At 71.2% G+C, this 18,351-nt stretch carries 18 protein-coding genes and 2 pseudogenes; 8 read left to right on the forward strand and 12 right to left on the reverse strand.

Annotated elements, in window-relative coordinates; all coding sequences use genetic code 11:
- Positions 1–6: 6 nt before the first annotated feature.
- Positions 7–684 carry a pyridoxamine 5'-phosphate oxidase gene (gene pdxH, locus CF165_RS24570; protein ID WP_093949889.1) on the reverse strand — a complete coding sequence of 226 codons (678 nt, stop codon included), beginning with the start codon at positions 682–684 and terminating at the stop codon, positions 7–9.
- A 217-nt stretch (positions 685–901) separates the two neighbouring features.
- Between pdxH and CF165_RS24575 the strand changes: the two genes are divergently transcribed.
- Complete coding sequence (locus CF165_RS24575; protein ID WP_093949890.1) at positions 902–2,584, forward strand: purine-cytosine permease family protein; 1,683 nt, start codon at positions 902–904, stop codon at positions 2,582–2,584.
- 59 nt (positions 2,585–2,643) lie between these two features.
- Here the strand turns inward: CF165_RS24575 and CF165_RS24580 are convergent.
- A pseudogene (locus CF165_RS24580) lies at positions 2,644–3,339 on the reverse strand (TetR/AcrR family transcriptional regulator); the annotation flags it as partial.
- A 92-nt stretch (positions 3,340–3,431) separates the two neighbouring features.
- On the opposite strand from CF165_RS24580, the gene CF165_RS24585 reads away from it, so the two are divergent.
- Positions 3,432–4,532 (forward strand): lipase family protein, encoded by a 1,101-nt coding sequence (locus CF165_RS24585; RefSeq protein ID WP_093949891.1) that lies wholly within the window; start codon positions 3,432–3,434, stop codon positions 4,530–4,532.
- 22 nt (positions 4,533–4,554) lie between these two features.
- On the opposite strand, the gene CF165_RS24590 is transcribed toward CF165_RS24585, so the two are convergent.
- Genes CF165_RS24590 through CF165_RS24615 form a run of 6 tightly spaced genes read right to left on the reverse strand, consistent with a single transcriptional unit; the run spans position 4,555 to position 8,953 of the window.
- The gene (locus CF165_RS24590) at positions 4,555–5,262 is read right to left on the reverse strand and encodes an urease accessory protein UreD (RefSeq protein WP_093949892.1); all 708 of its coding nucleotides are present in this window, start codon (positions 5,260–5,262) and stop codon (positions 4,555–4,557) included.
- The gene (gene ureG / locus CF165_RS24595; RefSeq protein ID WP_093949893.1) at positions 5,259–5,948 is read right to left on the reverse strand and encodes an urease accessory protein UreG; all 690 of its coding nucleotides are present in this window, start codon (positions 5,946–5,948) and stop codon (positions 5,259–5,261) included. The genes CF165_RS24590 and ureG overlap by 4 nt, the downstream gene beginning before the upstream one ends.
- Positions 5,938–6,618 carry an urease accessory protein UreF gene (locus CF165_RS24600; RefSeq protein WP_093949894.1) on the reverse strand — a complete coding sequence of 227 codons (681 nt, stop codon included), beginning with the start codon at positions 6,616–6,618 and terminating at the stop codon, positions 5,938–5,940. The genes ureG and CF165_RS24600 overlap by 11 nt, the downstream gene beginning before the upstream one ends.
- The gene (locus CF165_RS24605) at positions 6,618–8,333 is read right to left on the reverse strand and encodes an urease subunit alpha (protein ID WP_093949895.1); all 1,716 of its coding nucleotides are present in this window, start codon (positions 8,331–8,333) and stop codon (positions 6,618–6,620) included. The genes CF165_RS24600 and CF165_RS24605 overlap by 1 nt, the downstream gene beginning before the upstream one ends.
- A gap of 1 nt (position 8,334) precedes the next feature.
- Complete coding sequence (locus CF165_RS24610; RefSeq protein ID WP_093949896.1) at positions 8,335–8,640, reverse strand: urease subunit beta; 306 nt, start codon at positions 8,638–8,640, stop codon at positions 8,335–8,337.
- 10 nt (positions 8,641–8,650) lie between these two features.
- Complete coding sequence (locus CF165_RS24615) at positions 8,651–8,953, reverse strand: urease subunit gamma (protein WP_020641633.1); 303 nt, start codon at positions 8,951–8,953, stop codon at positions 8,651–8,653.
- 290 nt (positions 8,954–9,243) lie between these two features.
- Here CF165_RS24615 and CF165_RS24620 point away from each other — a divergent pair, with 290 nt between their 5' ends.
- Positions 9,244–10,392 (forward strand): citrate synthase 2, encoded by a 1,149-nt coding sequence (locus tag CF165_RS24620; protein ID WP_093949948.1) that lies wholly within the window; start codon positions 9,244–9,246, stop codon positions 10,390–10,392.
- Between the two features lie 7 nt (positions 10,393–10,399).
- On the opposite strand, the gene CF165_RS24625 is transcribed toward CF165_RS24620, so the two are convergent.
- Complete coding sequence (locus tag CF165_RS24625; RefSeq protein WP_093949897.1) at positions 10,400–11,002, reverse strand: TetR/AcrR family transcriptional regulator; 603 nt, start codon at positions 11,000–11,002, stop codon at positions 10,400–10,402.
- 35 nt (positions 11,003–11,037) lie between these two features.
- Positions 11,038–11,874: pseudogene (locus CF165_RS24630) on the reverse strand (alpha/beta fold hydrolase); the annotation flags it as partial.
- 215 nt (positions 11,875–12,089) lie between these two features.
- Here CF165_RS24630 and CF165_RS24635 point away from each other — a divergent pair.
- The 5 genes from CF165_RS24635 to CF165_RS24655 all read left to right on the forward strand — a co-directional run bounded on the left by CF165_RS24635 (position 12,090) and on the right by CF165_RS24655 (position 17,064).
- On the forward strand, positions 12,090–12,929 hold the full coding sequence (locus CF165_RS24635; protein ID WP_093949899.1) for an ABC transporter ATP-binding protein: 840 nt from the start codon (positions 12,090–12,092) through the stop codon (positions 12,927–12,929).
- Positions 12,926–13,762: an ABC transporter permease gene (locus CF165_RS24640; protein ID WP_093949900.1), complete on the forward strand. Its 837-nt coding sequence runs from the start codon at positions 12,926–12,928 to the stop codon at positions 13,760–13,762. Before CF165_RS24635 ends, CF165_RS24640 begins: the two co-directional genes overlap by 4 nt.
- Positions 13,759–14,916, forward strand: a complete 1,158-nt coding sequence (locus CF165_RS24645) for a sensor histidine kinase (protein ID WP_093949901.1) — start codon at positions 13,759–13,761, stop codon at positions 14,914–14,916. The genes CF165_RS24640 and CF165_RS24645 overlap by 4 nt, the downstream gene beginning before the upstream one ends.
- The gene (locus CF165_RS24650; RefSeq protein ID WP_093949902.1) at positions 14,913–15,533 is read left to right on the forward strand and encodes a response regulator; all 621 of its coding nucleotides are present in this window, start codon (positions 14,913–14,915) and stop codon (positions 15,531–15,533) included. Before CF165_RS24645 ends, CF165_RS24650 begins: the two co-directional genes overlap by 4 nt.
- A 190-nt stretch (positions 15,534–15,723) precedes the next feature.
- Complete coding sequence (locus CF165_RS24655; protein WP_093949903.1) at positions 15,724–17,064, forward strand: serine hydrolase domain-containing protein; 1,341 nt, start codon at positions 15,724–15,726, stop codon at positions 17,062–17,064.
- A 42-nt stretch (positions 17,065–17,106) separates the two neighbouring features.
- Here CF165_RS24655 and CF165_RS24660 read toward each other — a convergent pair whose 3' ends face one another.
- Both CF165_RS24660 and CF165_RS24665 read right to left on the reverse strand, forming a co-directional pair.
- Positions 17,107–17,424, reverse strand: a complete 318-nt coding sequence (locus CF165_RS24660; RefSeq protein WP_240521763.1) for a hypothetical protein — start codon at positions 17,422–17,424, stop codon at positions 17,107–17,109.
- Positions 17,421–18,308, reverse strand: a complete 888-nt coding sequence (locus CF165_RS24665; protein ID WP_093949904.1) for a hypothetical protein — start codon at positions 18,306–18,308, stop codon at positions 17,421–17,423. The genes CF165_RS24660 and CF165_RS24665 overlap by 4 nt, the downstream gene beginning before the upstream one ends.
- Between the last annotated feature and the right edge of the window lie 43 nt (positions 18,309–18,351).

An 18,351-nucleotide genomic window follows, 5' to 3' on the forward strand; every position in this document is an offset into this window, starting at 1 on the left:
GAAGGCTCAGGGCGCAACCCGCTCCACGTGCCAGCCGTCGTCGGTCCGCACGTACCGCAGCCGGTCGTGCATCCGGTCTTCGCGCCCCTGCCAGAACTCCACCAAATCGGGCCGGATCCGCCAGCCACCCCAGTGCGGCGGCGCCGGGATCTGCTCGACGTCCGCGAACCGCCGCTCAATCCCGTGCAGCGCGTTGTCCAGCGCACGCCGACCATCGACCACCCGCGACTGCGGCGAAGCCCACGCCCCGAGCTGCGAACCCCGCGGCCGCTGGGCCCAGTACTCCGCCGTCTCCTTGACGCCGACCTTCTCGACCTCGCCGCGGACGTGGACCTGGCGGTGGAGCGCGTACCAGGGGAACGTCACCGACGCGTAGCGAGTCGCCGTCAGGTCGTGGCTCTTCGCCGACGTGTAGTTCGTGTAGAACACCACCCCGCGGTCGTCGAGGCCCTTGCACAGCACCGTGCGGGACGACGGCCTGCCTTCGGCGTCCGCTGTCGCCAGCACCATCGCGTTCGGCTCGGCGATTCCCGCGGCGACGGCCTGGTTCAGCCAGCCCTGCAGCTGGTCGGTCCAGGTGGCCGCCAACGCGGATTCGTCGAACGCCGCGCCGTCGTAGGCGACGCGCATCCCGGGCAGGCGCACGACGGCGTCTTCCACCTGGTCCTTGATTTCCGGCATCATCGCCAAACCTCCACGCCCGGTCGGGGCATCAGTCGACTTCGGCTCTAGGCACGTTAGGGCCTTCCGAGCTGCGGCGGAACCCACAGAACGGTGACACCCGCCACCCCGCCCCGTAACCACTGGACAACAAGCCGTAACCCCCGCGTTACCCGCCGGACCAGGATCGATACAGGAAAGACCTACCTTCGGCCCGTTCCCCACCACCCCGGAGGCAGGCATGACCGACACCCTGTCCAGCGCCGAAGAAGCCGAAGAAGGCGCCACGCCGAAACGCCGGTACGCCCCGCTCGCGGCGAACGAGAACCGCGAGGACTACTCACTGCGCTTCGCCGCCCACTCGTTCCGGAAATGGTCCCCGTTCGTGGTCGCGACGACGGCGCTGGGCGGCATCGCCTACCTCGCCGACTTCGCGATCGGCGCCAGCATCGTCCTCTCCTACGGCTTCACTTCCGGCGTCCTGGCGATCCTCGCCGCGGCCGTCGTCATCTTCGTGACCGGCGTGCCCATCGCGGCCGCCTGCGCGAAGTCCGGAGTGGACATGGACCTGCTGACCCGGGGAGCCGGCTTCGGCTACTTCGGGTCGACGCTGACGTCGCTCGTGTACGCGAGCTTCACGGTCATCTTCTTCTCGCTCGAAGGCTCGATCATGGGCCAGGCGTTCGAGCTCGCCCTCGGCATCCCGCTGCCGATCGGCTACCTGCTCGCGACGCTGATCGTGCTGCCCTTCGCGCTCTACGGCATGGGCGCGGTCGCCAAGATGCAGACCTGGACACAGCCGCTGTGGCTCGCCGGCCTGGTGCTGCCGTTCGTCGTCGTGCTGGTCCGCGAGCCCGGCAAGTTCGCCGAGTTCGCGCACTTCGGCGGCACCGAGGGCGCCGGTTCCGGGTTCTCCGCGATCGGGTTCGGCCTCGGCATGGGCGTCGCGCTGTCGCTGATCGGGCAGATCGGGGAGCAGGCCGACTACCTGCGGTTCATGCCGGAGAAGACCGCCGAGAACAAGCGGTCGTGGTGGGCCGCGGTGCTCGCCGCCGGACCCGGCTGGGTGATCCTGGGCGCCGCGAAGCAGATCGGCGGCGCGCTGCTGGCCTTCCTCGCGCTCGGTGTCGTCGGGAAGACGCACGCGCTGGAGCCGATCGCGCCGTACCTCGAAGCGGTGAAACCCGCCCTCGGCCCGGTGGCGCTGACGTTCGCCGCGCTGTTCGTCGTCGTGTCGCAGATCAAGATCAACACGACGAACGCCTACTCCGGCTCGCTGTCGTTCGCGAACTTCTTCTCCCGCGTGCTGCACAAGCACCCCGGCCGGGTCTGGTACGTGCTGGTCAACTGCGGGATCGCGCTCGCGCTGATGGAGTTCGGCGCGTTCGGGTTCCTGAACAAGATCCTCGGCTTCTACTCGAACGTCGCGATCGCGTGGATCGGCGCCGTCTGCGCCGACCTGGTGATCGCCAAGCCGCTGGGGCTCTCGCCGCGCTACATCGAGTTCAAGCGGGCCTACCTCCACAAGATCAACCCGGTCGGGTTCGGCTCGATGGTGGTCGCCTCGACGGTGTCGATCGTGGCGTACTTCGGCGCGTTCGGGCCGTTCCTGGCCGCGTTCAGCCCGCTGCTCGCGCTGGTCATCGCGGTCGTTCTGGTGCCGGCGCTGGCGGTGGCGACGCGCGGGAAGTACTACCTGGCGCGGCCGAACACGGTCGCCGGCCCGGACACCGACGTCGACCTGCGGGCGACGTACACCTGCTCGGTCTGCGGCGACCCGTACGAGTTGCCGGACGTCGCGGACTGCGCGAAGCAGGACGGCCCGATCTGCTCGCTCTGCTGCACGCTCGACAACACGTGTCACGACGTGTGCCAGACGACCGGCCCGGTCGCGCTCGGCTTGCCGACCGTCCGCGCCACGTGATGTCCGTGAGGGCCCTTTCCCGGCGGCTGCCGGTAAAGGGCCCTCACGTGAGCCGGCTTCCCCCCCAGCTCCCCCTGCCGGCTCGACTGTTCCACGCCCGAGGGGGCTCCGCGGTTGCCGGGGATTTCCAAGATTTTTCCGGGCCGCATGATGGCCGCCAGCATCAGCGCGCGCAGCTCCGCGCCGACGTCCTCCACCGGCAGCGGCGGCTCGTGTGCCTGCCACTCGCGAAGCAGCCCGGTGGCCGCGCCGACCAGGGCGATCGCGGTCAGCCGGTAGTCGCGGTCGGGTGCGGCGCCGTGCCGGGCCGCGCGCCGCGCCTCCGTCTCGATGAACGTCGCCCAGCGGTCGACCCAGATCTGGTGCTGCTGCTCCAGCTCCGCGCTGACGCCGACCGCCTCGACGTAGTTGAGCCGCGGCAGCCGGGGGTCCACGGTGACCGTGTCGATGAAGACGTCGAGCAGCGTGGCGATCCGGGTCATCGCGTCGGCTTCGGCGACCTCGTCGAGCGCGGCGGTGACGTGGTCCAGCGCGAGGCTGTTGATCCGGTCGTGGAGGGTGCGCAGCATGTCCTCCTTGCCGGAGAACTCCTCGTAGAAGTTCCGCGTCGACACCCCGGCGCGGGCGCACACCTCGGTGATCTTGGTGTGCCGGAAGCCGGCCGAGGTGAACAGCTCGAGCCCGGCCGTGAGCAGCCGCTCCCGGCGGTCCGCGCGACGCTGCTCGGGTGCGACGCCGCCGTACGTGCGAGCCACCGGTTCGTCTCCTCCTTCTGAGGGATTGCCAGATCCTACTGGGGCTGGCTAGTTTGCGAAAACTTCGATTACCAAATCAGCCGGAGGCAACGATGCTTCGTCGGTTACTGGTCGCTGTCGCGCTCCTTTTCGTCACGGCCGCCCCCGCGGCGCATGCGGATCCGGGCGTCCTCCTGGAAGCGCGGCCGACGACGGTGTTCGTCGGCCCGTTCCCCGCCCCGGTCAAGGCCTGGCACCTCCTCTACCGCTCGACGTCGGCGACCGGCGCGCCGAACGCCGTCTCCGGGACGCTGCTCGTGCCGCCGGCGCCGTGGCTGCGCGGCGGTCCGCGTCCGCTGATCACGTACGCGGTGGGCACGCACGGCCTCGGCGACCAGTGCGCGCCGTCGAACCTCCTCGCGCACGGCATCGAGAACGAGAGCGCACTGCTGGCGCAGGCGTTGTCGCAGGGCTGGGCCGTCGTGGTCACCGACTACGAAGGACTCGGTACACCGGGAACGCACACCTACGCGGTCGGCCAATCCGAAGGCCGCGCGGTGCTCGACGCGGCCCGCGCCGCATCGCAGGTGACCGGCGCGGGACTGTCCCCGACAGGCCCGGTCGGCGTGTTCGGGTACTCGCAGGGTGGCCAGGCGGCGGCCTGGGCGGCCGAACTGCAGGGCACGTACGCGCCCTCGCTGAACGTCGTCGGCGTCGCGGCCGGCGGGGTCCCGGCGGACCTGGACGCGGTGTTCGCGGCCAACGACGGCGGCCCGGCGTTCGGCCTGGTCCTCGGCGCGGCAACGGGTTTCGCGGCCGCGTACCCCGACGTGCCGTTCGCGTCGATCCTGAACGACCGCGGCCGCGCGGCGGTGGCCCACGTGTCGCAGGCGTGCACTATCGAACTGGGTGCGGCGGCGCCTTTCGCGCACTTGCGGGACTTCGTGACGGTGCCGGACCCGATCCACGAGCCGCACTGGCAAGCCCGGCTGGCGGAGAACTACCTGGGCACGACGAAGCCGAAGGCGCCGGTCTACCTGTACCACGGAACCCTCGACGAACTGATCCCCTTCAGCGTCGGCACGGCCTTGCGGGACCGCTGGCAGGCACTGGGCGCGGCGGTCACCTGGCAGGAATTCCCGCTGCTGGAACACATCGGCGGAGTGTCGATCGGCGGCCCGGTCGCGATGACCTGGCTGGGCACGAAGTTCTGAAGCTCCATGAAGGGCCGCGCGGTCAGGCGCCCGCCTCGGCCAGGCCCTTCATGGCCGTGACCGCGTCCGGGGCCAGGGAAGTCGCGAGGGTTCCGCCCGCGGCGAGGGGGCTGCGCGACCACCACTCGCCGGAGGCCGCCGGGAGTTCCGGGCCGCCGACCACCAGGTCGGTCGCCAGTACCCGGCGGCCCGCCAGCACCGCCAGGCTCCCGTCCAGCGCGGAGCCGACCGAAACCGTCTGACGCAGCACCGGCACCGGCCCCCGCGTGACGTGCTGGGTGGAAGACAGCACCCCGGGGCTCTCCCCGGCCCGCCCCAGCACCAGCACCTCACGCGTGTGCAGGTACGCGCCGGGCGCCAGCGCGGCCCGGAACACGGCGGTGTGCCGCGCCCGCGCGGTGATCACCGTCGGCTCCGGCAGGTACTCCAGCGAGCCGCCCTCCTCCACCACGACGTCCACTGTGGACAAGGAACCTTCGCCGTGGAGGCCGGGCAGCGCCAGGGTCGCCGCGACGCCGGAAAGCCGCAGCGTCGCGCCCGGCCCGACGTGGATCGACAGCAGCAGATCGTCGCCACCCAGTGGGGACGTCGCCGAGTTGACCAGGTGCACCACCGCCGATGGACCGGAACGCCGGCGCGGGAACAACGTCAGCGGCGCCATCGACCGCAGCTCCCGCAGCACCGTGCGCGAGCCGTCGAAACACGCAGTCAGCCGGGCGTGGGCCTTCACAGCAGCGAACGCACCCAGCCGGCGACCGCCGGCGCGTCCGGAGTGTCCACAAGGGATTGGGTGATGACCGGCAGCGAGCCGCGCATCCGGTGGGCGTCCGACGTCATCACGTCCATGTCCGCGCCGACCAGGTGCGCGATGTCGATCTTGTTGATCACCAGCAGATCCGCCGTCGTGACGCCGGGACCGCCCTTGCGCGGCACCTTGTCACCACCCGCGACGTCCACGACGAAGATCTGGCTGTCGGCCAGGCCGCGGCTGAACACCGCGGTCAGGTTGTCGCCGCCGCTTTCGATGATCACCAGGTCCAGGCCGGGGAACTTCTCCTCCAGCCGCTCGACGGCGTCGAGGTTCGCCGTGATGTCGTCGCGGATCGCGGTGTGCGGGCACGCGCCGGTCTGCACCGCCTCGATCCGGGCCGGGTCGAGGACGCCCGCCCGGCGCAGGAAGTCCGCGTCCTCGGTCGTGTAGATGTCGTTCGTGACCACGGCGAGCTGGATCTCGTCGCCGAGAGCGCGGCACAGCGCCGCGGTCAGCGCCGTCTTGCCGGAGCCGACCGGACCGCCGATCCCGATCCGGTAGGCGCGGCCCGCGGTGGGTGATGCGTCGTAGTGGTCCGGATCGCCGGCCGTCGGGTCGAAGTTGACCTCGTGGAAGTGACCGTGGCCGTGGCCTTCAGCTGGCAAAGAGACGCACCTCTTCCTGGTGATGCCGGGCGTGCGCCTCGGCGAACAGATCCAACGCGGGCGACCCCGGCGAGGGCAGCGACGCCGGGTCGTCCCCCGCCACGGCCGCCGCGTCCGCACAAACCGAACGCAGGTCGAGCCGGGCCACGACGGCGTTGACGGCGAAGGGATCCAGCCCCAGCAGCCGCACGGCCGCACTCGCCGGGCCGCTCACCGACAGATAGGCGACCGCCATCGCCGCGTCGTGCGGCGAGCCGCCCGCGACGCCGACCAAAGCGCCCAGAACAACGGGGTGGTGCGGCCGTGGGGTTTCCGCCACCAACGCGGTGAGCACCGGTGACGGCCAGGCGATCCGCCCCGCCCGCGCCGTTCCCCGGCCCTGTGCCCGCGACGCCTCCCGCTGCGCGAGCGACGGCGTCCGCGCGTCCAGCTCGGCGTCCAGCAGCGACCAATGTCCACTCGGGACGGAACGAGCGGCCGCGTGCGCCGAAGCGGCGGCGAAAACCGCTGCCAGGAAGCCCGCCGTCCGCAACCGTCCGGAAAGGAATCCCGGGAGATCGCGCACGGCCCTCACCAGGCGACGGGAGACGACCTCCTCCAGCCCGCCACTGTGGACGTGCCCGCCGCCGGGGAAGCGGGAGTCCGCGAGGATCAGCGCCGAAAGGTCCATCAGAAGAGAAAGTACCTTTGCGCCATCGGCAGTTCCGTCACCGGCTGCGGTTCGATCAGCTCGCCGTCGACGTGCACCGCGAAGCTGTCCGGCTCGACGCGGACGTCGGGCGTCGCGTCGTTGAGCACCATGTCCGCCTTGGTCCGCGCACGCATGTTCGACACCGCGACCAGCGGCCGCGTGATGCCGAACGTCTCCCGCAGCCCGCTGTCCAAGGCCGATGGCGCGACGAAGTGCAGGCTCAGCGCGGCGCCGATCGAAGCGCCGAACATCGGCCGCGCCATGACCGGCTGAGGCGTCGGGATGGACGCGTTCGCGTCGCCCATCGCCGCCCACGCCGGGAAGCCGCCCTTCAGCGCCACGTGCGGGCGCACGCCGAAGAACTTCGGCTCCCACAGCACCAGGTCGGCGAGCTTGCCGACCTCGACCGAGCCGATCTCGGTCTCCATGCCGTGCGCGATGGCCGGGTTGATCGTGTACTTGGCGACATAGCGACGCGCGCGCAGGTTGTCGGCCGCGCCGTCGCCGGGCAGCGCGCCGCGACGGCGTTTCATCACGTGCGCGGTCTGCCACGTCCGGATGATGACCTCGCCGATCCGGCCCATCGCCTGGGAGTCGGAGCTCATCATCGAAATCGCGCCCATGTCGTGCAGGACGTCCTCGGCCGCGATCGTCGTCGGCCGGATGCGGCTCTCGGCGAAGGCGAGGTCCTCGGGCACCGACGGGTTGAGGTGGTGGCAGACCACCAGCATGTCGAGGTGCTCGTCGAGGGTGTTGGCGGTGTGCGGGCGGGTCGGGTTGGTCGACGACGGCAGCACGTTCGGCAGCGAGACGACCTGGATGATGTCCGGCGCGTGCCCGCCGCCGGCGCCTTCGGTGTGGTACGCGTTGATCGAGCGCCCACCGATGGCGTCCACAGTGGACTCCAGGAAGCCGGCCTCGTTCAACGTGTCCGTGTGGATCGCCACCTGGACGCCGGCTTCGTCGGCCACCGTGAGGCACGCGTCGATCGCCGCCGGGGTCGTGCCCCAGTCCTCGTGGAGCTTGAAGCCGCCCGCGCCCGCCGCCAGCTGCTCGCGCAGCGCCTCGTGCCGGACGGTGTTTCCCTTGCCCAGCAACAGGACGTTGACCGGATAACCGTCCATGGCGGACAGCATGCGACCCAGGTTCCACGCGCCGGGCGTGACCGTGGTGGCCTTCGTGCCCTCGTTGGGACCGGTGCCGCCACCGACCAAAGTGGTCAGCCCGGAGGCCAGCGCCGTGTCGACGAGCTGCGGGCAGATGAAGTGGACGTGGCAGTCGATGCCGCCCGCGGTGAGGATCTTGCCGTTGCCGGACAGCACCTCGGTGGACGGCCCGATGACCAGCGCCGGGTCGACGCCGTCCATCGTGTCGGGGTTGCCCGCCTTGCCGATGCCGACGATCCGGCCGTCGCGGACGCCGACGTCGGCCTTCACCACGCCCCAGTGGTCGAGGATCACCGCGCCGGTGATGATCAGGTCAGGCGCGCCCTCGGCCCGGGTCGCCGTGCCCTGGCCCATGGACTCGCGGATGACCTTGCCGCCGCCGAAGAGCACCTCGTCGCCGGCGCCGCCGGGACCCATCGAACGGTCCTCGGTGACCTCGATCAGCAGGTCGGTGTCGGCGAGCCGGATCCGGTCGCCGGTGGTCGGGCCGAACAGCTCGGCGTAGCGCTCGCGGTCGATCTGCGGCATTTCAGAACTCTCCCGCGAATTCGGGCCGCAGGCCCGGCACGCGGCGCGCACCGGCCAGGGGAACAAGATCGACTTCCCGTTCGACGCCCGGCTCGAACCGCACGGACGTTCCGGCCGGGACGTCGAGGCGGTGGCCGCGAGCGGCGTCGCGGTCGAACTCGAGGCCCGGGTTCACGGCCGCGAAGTGGTAGTGCGAGCCGACCTGCACCGGCCGGTCGCCGAGGTTGCGGACCAGCAGCCGGACGCGCGCGCGTCCGGGGTTCAGCTCGACCGGCTCGTCGCCGGGAATGATCTCGCCAGGGTGCATCGGCTGCCTTTCACACGATCGGGTCGTGCACGGTGACGAGCTTCGTGCCGTCGGGAAAAGTGGCTTCGACCTGCACGGAGTCGACCATCTCGGGCACGCCGTCGAGAACCTGCGCCCGGGACAGCACGGTCCGGCCGCTCGCGACCAGCTCACTGACCGTGCGCCCGTCGCGCGCGCCCTCGAGGACGTGGTCGGTGATCAGCGCGACGGCTTCCGGGTAGTTGAGCCGGACGCCGCGGTCCAGCCGCTTCCGCGCGACGTCCGCCGCCACGTGGATGAGCAGCTTGTCGCGCTCCTGCGGGCTGAGGTGCATGCGCTAGGTCTATCACCCGAAACGCGGCAGCGCCTGGTTCGGAAACACAGGATTTACCTGGACTTCGTCACACTGAGTGGTGAAAATTCTCCTGACGGGAGGCCTCGGTGACTGAATCGTTCTCGTAATCGTGACCGAAACCACCGCATCTTTCGATTGCCAGTGGCCGGTCAAGAGAGCAAGGTCTATCCATCCGTGCGATGTGGCGCGCATTCAGTGCGCTCTATCCCAACCGCGCGACCAGCACCAACCAGCCGGGGAAAAAGCGCACCGAAAGGTTCCGCGAAACAGTGACTACCTCCACGATCAGCAAGCCACAGCCGTCCGGCCAACCCGACGACGGCTTCCGACCGGGTCTGGAGGGCGTCATCGCCTTCCACACCGAAATCGCCGAACCCGACCGGGACGGCGGTGCGCTGCGCTACCGCGGCGTCGACATCGAGGACCTCGCCGGCAAGGTGACCTTCGGTGACGTATGGGGCCTCCTCGTGGACGGCCGGTTCGGTCACGGCCTCCCGCCCGCCGAGCCGTTCCCGCTGCCGGTGCACACCGGCGACGTCCGGGTGGACGTCCAGGCCGCGCTGGCCATGCTCGCGCCGATTTGGGGCTACCGCCCGCTGCTCGACATCACCGACGAAGAGGCCCGTGAACAGCTGGCCCGCGCCTCGGTGATGGCCCTGTCCTACGTCGCGCAGTCGGCTCGCGGCATCGGCCAGCCCGCCGTGCCGCAGACCCGCGTCGACGAGGCCCACTCCATCACCGAACGGTTCCTGATCCGCTGGCGCGGCGAGCCGGACCCGGCACACGTCAAGGCCCTGGACGCCTACTGGGTGTCGGCCGCCGAGCACGGCCTCAACGCCTCGACCTTCACCGCCCGCGTCATCGCGTCCACCGGCGCGGACGTGGCGGCGGCCATGTCCGGCGCCATCGGCGCGATGTCGGGCCCGCTGCACGGCGGCGCCCCGGCGCGCGTGCTGCCGATGATCGAAGAGGTCGAGCGCACCGGCGACCCCGCCGGTCTGGTCAAGGGCATCCTCGACCGCAAGGAACGCCTGATGGGCTTCGGCCACCGCGTCTACCGCGCCGAGGACCCGCGGGCGCGCGTGCTGCGCCGCACCTGCCAGGAGCTGGGCGCGACCCGCTACGAGGCGGCCGCCGCGCTGGAGCAGGCGGCGCTGAAGGAGCTGCGCGAGCGGCGTCCGGATCACCCGATCGAGACCAACGTCGAGTTCTGGGCCGCGGTCATCCTGGACTTCGCACAGGTCCCGCCGCACATGATGCCCGCGATGTTCAGCTCGGCCCGCACCGCCGGCTGGGCCGCACACATCCTGGAGCAGAAGCGGACCGGACGCCTGGTGCGGCCGTCGGCCAAGTACGTCGGCCCGGCGCCGCGCACCCCCGAGGACGTCGAGGGCTGGGAGCTCGTCACCAAGCACTGACGCTCGCTCACGAACCGGCCGGTACCGCCACGGGACCGGCCGGTTCGTGCTGCGCGGTCGCGCCGAGCATGGCCGTGAGCTGGTCGACGAGCCAGGTGTCCAGGTCTTCCCGCGCGACGCTGCGTTCCTGCAGCCAGCTCAACAGCGCACCTTCGACGACGGCGGTCCAGCAGCGCAGCGTGAGCGACAGCAGCGGTGAGGGGTCGGAGACGCCGAGAGCGTCCAGGATCAGGGCCACCGCGCGGTTGCGGACCTCGTCGATCGCCGCGTCCGTCTCGGACGTCGCGATCACCGAACCGCTGCGCAGCAACGCGATGTAGCCCGCGCGGTAGTGGTCGGCGACGTCGATCAGGCCGCGGACGGCCGCGCGCAGCCGCACCTCCGGCGGTCCTTCTTCGAGCCCGGCGAGGCCGTCGATCAGTCCGTCCGTAGCCGTGCGCAGGGCCTGCACCCGCAGCTCGCGCAGGCTGGGGAAGTACCGGTAGAACAGCGGCCGCGAGACGTCGGCGCGCGCGACGATGTCGTCCACCGTCACCAGTTCCGGGGCCCGCGAGCCGAAGAGGTCGAGCGCGGCGCGGATCAAGTCGTCACGACGGGCCTGCGGCGACATCCGCCGCGGTCGGCGGTCGCTCACGACGACTCGTGCTCGGCGTACTCGATCAGTTCGGCGGCCGCGGCGGCCACCACGTCCGGCCGCGCCCTGGTCACCCAGTGCGTCCCGGCGATCCGGCGGATCCGCAGGTCCGGCACCCAGCGCGCGATCTCGGTCTGCAGCGGCGTCGTGACGTAGGCGTCCTCGGTCGGGGCCAGGACCTGCACCGGGACGTCGGCGGGCCGTGGTTCGGGGCGCGACAGCCGGGTGAACATGTTGGCCCGGTAAAGCTTGAGGCCGTGCAGGCCGTCGGACTTCTCCGGGGGCGCCGCGTCCGGTTCGAGGCGCTGGATCTGCTTGCCCATCAGTCCGGTGCGCCACAGCAGGTCCGGGATGAGCGGGATCTGGAACGCCAGGATGTACCACGAGTGCAGGAACTGGCTCAGCGCGTTCTTGAGCCGCTTCGGCGTCGGGTGGCGCAGCTGGGCGCGGAACCACGCGCCGGCGTGGTCGAGGCTCGGCCCGGAGATCGACGTGTAGGACGCGACGCGCCCGCGCAGGCCGTCTCCGGTGACGGCGTGCCACGTCTGGATCGAGCCCCAGTCGTGGGCGACCAGGTGCACCTTGCCGGCCGGCTGCACCTCGTCGACGACCGCGCGCAGGTCGTCGGCCAGCCGGTCCAGCCGGTAGGACGCGCGTCCCGGCGGCTTGTCCGACTGTCCCGCGCCTCGGACGTCGTAGGTGACGACCCGGTGTTTCGCGCTCAGCTCGGCGGCTACTCCGTCCCACATCGAGCTGTTGTCCGGGTAGCCGTGCACGAGCACCACCGTGGGCCCGTCGCTCCGGCCGTCGACGGTCACGGAGAGGCGGACACCGTCGCCGGCGGTCACCCACTTGTGAGACATTCTGTCATGTTAGACAACTTGTCAACAGCGTGTTCACCCGCGCGGCGGTTCCGTGGGCTCGGATGTTCGGATTTTTGCTTGTATGACGGCGTTTTCGTGGTTTCCCGTGGAACCACGCGCCGCTGTCCACCGTTCGGTGGACAGCCGGATTCAGCCGGCTGTTGGTCGGTTTCGGCGCTCCGGGCGGCCACGCTGTACCCATGACCCCAGCAGTGAGCGTGCGCGGCCTGCGCAAGCAGTACCCCGGCCACCTCGCGGTGGCCGGGCTGGACCTGGACATCGCGCCGGGCGAGGTGTTCGCCCTGCTCGGCCCGAACGGCGCCGGGAAGACCACGACCGTCGAGATCCTCGAAGGCCACCGGCGGCGCACGGACGGCGAGGTCACCGTCCTCGGCGAGGACCCCGGCAAGGCCGGCCGCGCCTGGCGGGCCCGGCTCGGCATCGTCCTGCAGACGGCGACCGACGCCGCCGAGCTGAGCGTCGCCGAGACCGTCCGGCACTTCGCGAAGTACTACCCCGACCCGCGCGATCCGGACGAGGTGATCGAGAAGGTCGGGCTCACCGAGAAGGCCAAGGCGCGGGTGAAGTCGCTGTCCGGCGGGCAACGCCGCCGCGTCGACGTCGCGCTCGGCATCATCGGCCGTCCCGAACTGCTCTTCCTCGACGAGCCGACCACCGGCTTCGACCCCGAAGCACGCCGTCAGTTCTGGGCCCTGATCAGCGACCTCGCCGCCGAGGGCACCACCATCCTGCTGACCACGCACTACCTCGACGAGGCCGAAGCGCTCGCCGACCGGGTCGCGGTCATCGCGCGCGGCGAGATCGTCGCCCAGGACACGCCGCAGAACCTGGGCGGCCGGGCCGCCGCCGAGGCCACCGTGCGCTGGGTCGACGAACGCGGTGAGCACGTCGAGCGCACCGCGTACCCGACCAAGCTCGTCACCGAGCTCTCTGCTGGGGGTAGGGAGCTCGCCGGGCTGACCGTGACCAGGCCGAGCCTGGAGGACATCTACCTCGACCTGATCGGAGACAAGGCATGACCACCGCGACATCCGGCGCTTTGAAACCAACCGTGGCCCTCCCCGGCCCGCTCTCGCTCGGGCTCGCCCGCGGCGGCACCGAGCTGCGGCAGTTCTTCCGGCACAAGGAACAGGTGGTCTTCACCTTCTCCCTGCCCGCGGTGCTGATGATCCTGCTCGGGTCCATCCTGGACGGTCCGACGAAGTTCGGCGGCGTCACCTCCGGGCAGCTGCTGGCCGCCGGGATGATCGGCTCCGGCATCGTGTCGACGTCGTTCAACAGCATCGCGACGGGCGTCGCGGCCGACCGCGAAACCGGCGCGCTCAAACGCCTGCGCGGCACGCCGATGCCGCCGGCGGCGTACTTCGTCGGCAAGATGGTGCTGGTCGCCGTGTCCAGCCTGGCCCAGACGGTGCTGATGGCCACGGTCGCCGTGCTGCTGTTCGGGCTGGAACTGCCGTCCGACCCGGCGAAGTGGCTGACGCTGCTGTGGGTGTTCGCGCTCGGCATCGTCTCGTGCACCCTGCTCGGGATCGCGGTCAGCTCGCTCGCGAAGTCCGCCAACGGCGCGGTCGCCATCGTGCAGATGCTGTACCTGGTGCTGCAGTTCATCTCGGGTGTGTTCGTCTCGCCGATCACGAACCTGCCGAAAGTTATGGTGGACATCGCGTCGTTCTTCCCGCTGAAGTGGATCTGCCAGGGTTTCCGGTCGGTGTTCCTGCCGGACGGCGCCGTGAGGATGGAGATGGCCGGGGCATGGGAACTTCCGCGGGTGGCGCTGGTGCTGGGGATCTGGTGCGTGGCGGGAGCGGTGCTGGCCCGGGTGACCTTCCGGTGGACCGACACGAAGTGAAGGACGCCTGGGACCGGTTCAACTGGCTCTGGGAGATCCTCTTCGCGGTGGCCTACCTGGCCACGACCGTGCTGGTGCTGCTGGACGGAGCCGATCCGCCACGGACGGCGGTCGCGGTCGGGGCGCTCACCGCGCTCGCGCTGACCTACCTGCTGTGGGGCCGCCGGGTCGTGCGGGACGACGGGCACCTGCCACAACGCTGGACCCTGGCGCTCGTGGTCGTGGCACTGGTCGCGGTCGCGATGCTCGCCAACACGACGACCAGCTTCATCCTGTTCATGGTCTGCCCGCTCTTGTTCTCGACGCTCGAGTTCCGCCCGGCCGCGGTGCTCACCACGGCGGTGATCCTGATGAGCCCCGCGTCGTCGATCGTGAACAACGGGCTGCGCGGCCCGACGCTGCACATCCTGCTGCCGATGACCGCGATCCTCGTCGTGTTCGGGGTGCTGTCCGGCAAGTTCATCCTGCACGTCATCGAGGAGAGCCGGGGGCGCGCCGACCTGATCGCCAAGCTCGAAGCGAGCCAGGCCGAAGTCGCCCGGCTCTCCCGGGAAGCGGGCACGGCGGCCGAGCGCGAGCGGCTGGCGCGGGAAATCCACGACACGCTCGCGCAGGGGTTCACCAGCATCGTCACCCTTGCCCAGGCCATCGAGTCCGAATTGGACACCGACCCGGCCGCGGCGCGGCGGCACGTCGAACTGGCCGCCCGCACGGCGCGGGAGAACCTCGCCGAGGCTCGCACGATGGTCGCCGCGCTGGCCCCGGCCGACCTCACGTCCGGGTCGCTCGTCGACGCCGTCCGGCGGCAGGCCGACCGGCTCGCCGACGAAACCGGGCTGACCGTGCGGTACGAAGTGGACGGTCCCTTGCCCGCACTCGGCATGCCGGGGGAAGTGGTCCTGTTGCCGGGCGCGCAGGAAGCACTGAACAACGTCCGGCGGCACGCGAACGCGTCGGCGGTGTCGGTGCGGTTGTCCGTTGTGGACTGTTCGGTGCGGCTGTCCGTACGGGACGACGGCACCGGTTTCGACCCGGACCACGTCACCGGTTTCGGGCTGCGGGGCATGCGGTCCCGCGCCGAGCAGGTGGGTGGCACACTGAGTGTCCGGAGTGGCCCCAGTGGCACCGAACTCACCCTGGAGGTGCCGGCTTGATCCGCGTCATGCTGGTCGACGACCACCCCGTCGTCCGCGAAGGACTCCGGGGCATGCTCGAAGCCGAAGCGGACCTGACGGTCGTCGGCGAAGCGGGTTCCGGCGACGAGGCCATCGCCCTCGACCGGGTCGCCGAGCCCGACGTCGTGCTGATGGACCTGCGGATGCCCGGCCTCGACGGCGTCGGCGCCACCAAACGGATCCTGCGCGAACAGCCGGGACGCCGGATCGTCGTGCTCACGACGTACGAGACGGACGCCGACATCCTGCGTGCGGTCGAGGCCGGCGCGTCCGGGTACCTGCTGAAGGACGCGTCCCGCACGGAGCTGGCGAACGCGATCCGCGCGGCGGCGCGCGGGGAGACGGTCCTGGCGCCGTCGGTGGCCGGGAAGCTGGTCAACCGCGTCCGCAACCCGGAGCCGCAACCGCTGTCCGCCCGCGAAGTGCAGGTGCTGCAGCTGGTCGCGAAGGGCGGCACGAACGCCGACATCGGCCGCGCCCTGCACATCAGCGAGGCCACGGTGAAGACCCACCTCCTGCGGGTCTTCGGCAAACTCGGCGTCTCGGACCGCACGGCGGCGGTGACCACGGCCATGGCCCGCAACCTCCTCCCCTGACCCCGTGATCGGAACGCCGGCACCCGTGATTGCGGAGTCGACACGCGTGATCGGAGAGTCGACACGGCCGCGGCCAGGGCTCCGCGCCGTGTCGACCCGGCAATCACGCGAGTCGACCTTCTGATCACGCGAGTCGACCGTTCGATCACGCTCTTCTCGCCCGGTGAGACCCGCGCGGCAGAATGCGTCCATGCTTTCCTCGACCGAACACGCCCTGTTCCGCCGGATCGCGCGCGAGCAGGCGGCCTGCCGGGTTCCGTCGCTGGTCGCCGCCGTCGTGCGGGACGGGGAGATCGTCTGGTCCGGTGGCCGCGGGCGCGTCGGCGGCGAGACACCCGGTACCGACACCCAGTACCGGCTGGGCTCGATCACCAAGACGCTCGTCGCCACCGCCGTGATGCGGCTGCGCGACGAAGGCCGCCTCGACCTCAACGACCCCCTCGAAAAGCACGTCCCCGGGACGCCCTTCGGCAGCGCCACCGTCGCCCAGCTGCTGTCCCACACCTCCGGCCTGACCGCCGAATCGCCCGGCCTGTGGTGGGAGCGGACGCCCGGCGCCGACTGGGACGCGCTGGTGAGCAGCCTCGGCACGGGCTCGACCAAGCACCGGCCGGGCGCGAAGTTCCACTACTCGAACGTCGGCTACGGCGTGCTCGGCGAGCTCATCGCCCGCCACCGTGGCCAAAGCTGGCTCGCCGCGCTGGACGAGGAGATCCTCGGCCCGCTCGGGATGTCCCGCACCACCCCGCACCCCGTCGGCGCGCACGCCGAGGGCTTCGCCGTGCACCCGTTCGCCGACGTCCTGCTGCCGGAACCGAGCCCGGACGCGGGCGCGATGGCCCCCGCCGGGCAGCTGTGGTCCACGGCGACCGACCTCGGCCGCTGGACGGCGTTCCTCGGCGGCGAGACCGGCGGGGTGCTCGCGCCCTCGACCCTCGAGGAGATGCGGACCATGATCACCGTCGACGACACCGAGGTCTGGTCGACCGGGTTCGGCCTCGGCCTGATGCTCGTGCGCTACCAGGGACGGCGGCTGGCCGGGCACACCGGCTCGATGCCGGGGTTCCTCGCCGTCACGCTGGCCGACCCGGCCGCGGGGACCGGCGGGCTGGTGCTCGCGAACTCGACGGCCGGCGTCGGCATCACCCAGCTCTGCCTCGACCTCATCACCATGACCGACGAGCTGGAGCCGCGGGTGCCCGCCGAGTGGCTGCCGTCCGCGGTCGACCCGGGACTGCTGGCGCTGACCGGGCTCTGGCACTGGGGCCCGACGCCGTACCACCTGCGCGTCCAGGGCGACGGGCTGCTCCTGCTGGCGCCGGTCGACGGCGCCGGGCGCGGTTCTCGCTTCGCCGCGACCGGGAAGGACACCTACCGCGGTCTCGACGGCTACTACGCAGGCGAAACGCTCGAAGTGGGCCGGAACGCCGAGGGCGTCGCCACCCACCTCGACCTGGCGACCTTCATCTTCACCCGCACGCCGTACGACCCGGCCGCGCCGGTGCCGGGCGGCGTGGAGAGCTGGCGCTGACCAGGGGCCCCGCTCACACCCCCAGGGCGGTGAGCGGGGCCCTCAGACCAGGGCCGCGGTGCCGGCCGCGTGGGCGACGGCGGCCGCGAACCGGTGGGCGAGGCGCTTGCCCTCACCCCAGTCGAACACGCCGAGCTTCAGCGTCGTCACGATCGTGAGCGCCGAGCCGCCGGGCGCGTGCGAAACCGTCACGTGGACGATCTGTCCCCAGCTCAGCAGGCTCATCCCCGTGCGGCACATGACGGTTCCGCGCTGCGGGTCGTAGGACGGCGTCCGCCCGCGGATCGCCGTGACCCCCGCGGGCAGCGCGCTCCACAGCGCGTTGGGCGGCACGGGGAAGCTCTGCTGCACTGTCGTCACGCCCGCGAAGATACCGACGCCGCAGACTCGTGCGTAACCGTTTTTTTACCCCCACGGCGGTGCACCCCGATGAGCCCGACGGCGTAGCTGGTGCCCTCCGGAAGGCCGGTGACGAGGTACTCCGACGGCCAGCCGGCCAGCCAGAGACGGCGACGGCCGGCCAGCTCGGCGGCGATGTCGGCGGGCACCGCGGACAGGTGGAACCGGATCCGCACGTCCCCGGGCAGCACCGCCCAGCCGTTCACCGGTTCGCCGGGCCGGACGTCGAACGCGGCGGCCGCGACCGGCGTCCAGCTGTCGCTCGCGAAGCAGCGGGCCACGGTGCCGAGGTTCGAGCGCCACCAGGCGAGCGCCAGCACCGCCACCGCGGCCGGTACAGGCAGAACCCACGGCAGCCAGTCTCCGACCGTGACGATGACCGCCACCTCGCCACCGAGCGCCAGGCCCACGGTCGCCCACATCAACGCGGTGGCGATCCGGTACCGACGCCGCAGCGCCGAGCGCCGCGTCACCGGCCGCTTCGGCAGGAGGGAGTACACGCCGACGGCCGTCCCGCCGAAGAAGATCGCGACGCCCACCCCGGCGTTCGCGACGTCGCCGCCGTGGGGCGGGTGCACCACCAGCGCGGCCACGATCACGACGTCCAGCAGGAGCAGGCCGGCGATACCGGCCACCCGCAGGAACCGGCCTCCCTTGAACGCCTCGCCGGTGAGCCACCACGGCAGCCGCCGGACGAACACCATCACCAGGGTCACCACCAGCGCGATCGGCGCCATGACGGTGGTCGTCGTCGTCCAGCCGCCACTCGCGACCAGGTGCACGACGACGATCACGCCGAAGTTCCCCAGCAGCCACCAGCGCGGCCGCCACCGTTCGTCGGACATCGGTCCTCCCCTCCCGAACAGAACCTACCGAGGGCGGCCAGCG

The organism is Amycolatopsis vastitatis (assembly GCF_002234595.1).
Classification (GTDB): domain Bacteria; phylum Actinomycetota; class Actinomycetes; order Mycobacteriales; family Pseudonocardiaceae; genus Amycolatopsis; species Amycolatopsis vastitatis.

What these genes read in the sequence shown, in the direction of transcription:
- CF165_RS24605 (WP_093949895.1), bottom strand. Translation starts at nt 8,333, where the DNA reads ATGCCGCAGATCGACCGCGAGCGCTACGCCGAGCTGTTCGGCCCGACC.
- CF165_RS24585 (WP_093949891.1), top strand. Translation starts at nt 3,432, where the DNA reads ATGCTTCGTCGGTTACTGGTCGCTGTCGCGCTCCTTTTCGTCACGGCC.
- CF165_RS24665 (WP_093949904.1), bottom strand. Translation starts at nt 18,308, where the DNA reads ATGTCCGACGAACGGTGGCGGCCGCGCTGGTGGCTGCTGGGGAACTTC.
- CF165_RS24575 (WP_093949890.1), top strand. Translation starts at nt 902, where the DNA reads ATGACCGACACCCTGTCCAGCGCCGAAGAAGCCGAAGAAGGCGCCACG.
- CF165_RS24600 (WP_093949894.1), bottom strand. Translation starts at nt 6,618, where the DNA reads ATGGACCTTTCGGCGCTGATCCTCGCGGACTCCCGCTTCCCCGGCGGC.
- CF165_RS24615 (WP_020641633.1), bottom strand. Translation starts at nt 8,953, where the DNA reads ATGCACCTCAGCCCGCAGGAGCGCGACAAGCTGCTCATCCACGTGGCG.
- CF165_RS24640 (WP_093949900.1), top strand. Translation starts at nt 12,926, where the DNA reads ATGACCACCGCGACATCCGGCGCTTTGAAACCAACCGTGGCCCTCCCC.
- pdxH (WP_093949889.1), bottom strand. Translation starts at nt 684, where the DNA reads ATGATGCCGGAAATCAAGGACCAGGTGGAAGACGCCGTCGTGCGCCTG.
- CF165_RS24610 (WP_093949896.1), bottom strand. Translation starts at nt 8,640, where the DNA reads ATGCACCCTGGCGAGATCATTCCCGGCGACGAGCCGGTCGAGCTGAAC.
- CF165_RS24655 (WP_093949903.1), top strand. Translation starts at nt 15,724, where the DNA reads ATGCTTTCCTCGACCGAACACGCCCTGTTCCGCCGGATCGCGCGCGAG.
- CF165_RS24625 (WP_093949897.1), bottom strand. Translation starts at nt 11,002, where the DNA reads ATGTCGCCGCAGGCCCGTCGTGACGACTTGATCCGCGCCGCGCTCGAC.
- CF165_RS24635 (WP_093949899.1), top strand. Translation starts at nt 12,090, where the DNA reads ATGACCCCAGCAGTGAGCGTGCGCGGCCTGCGCAAGCAGTACCCCGGC.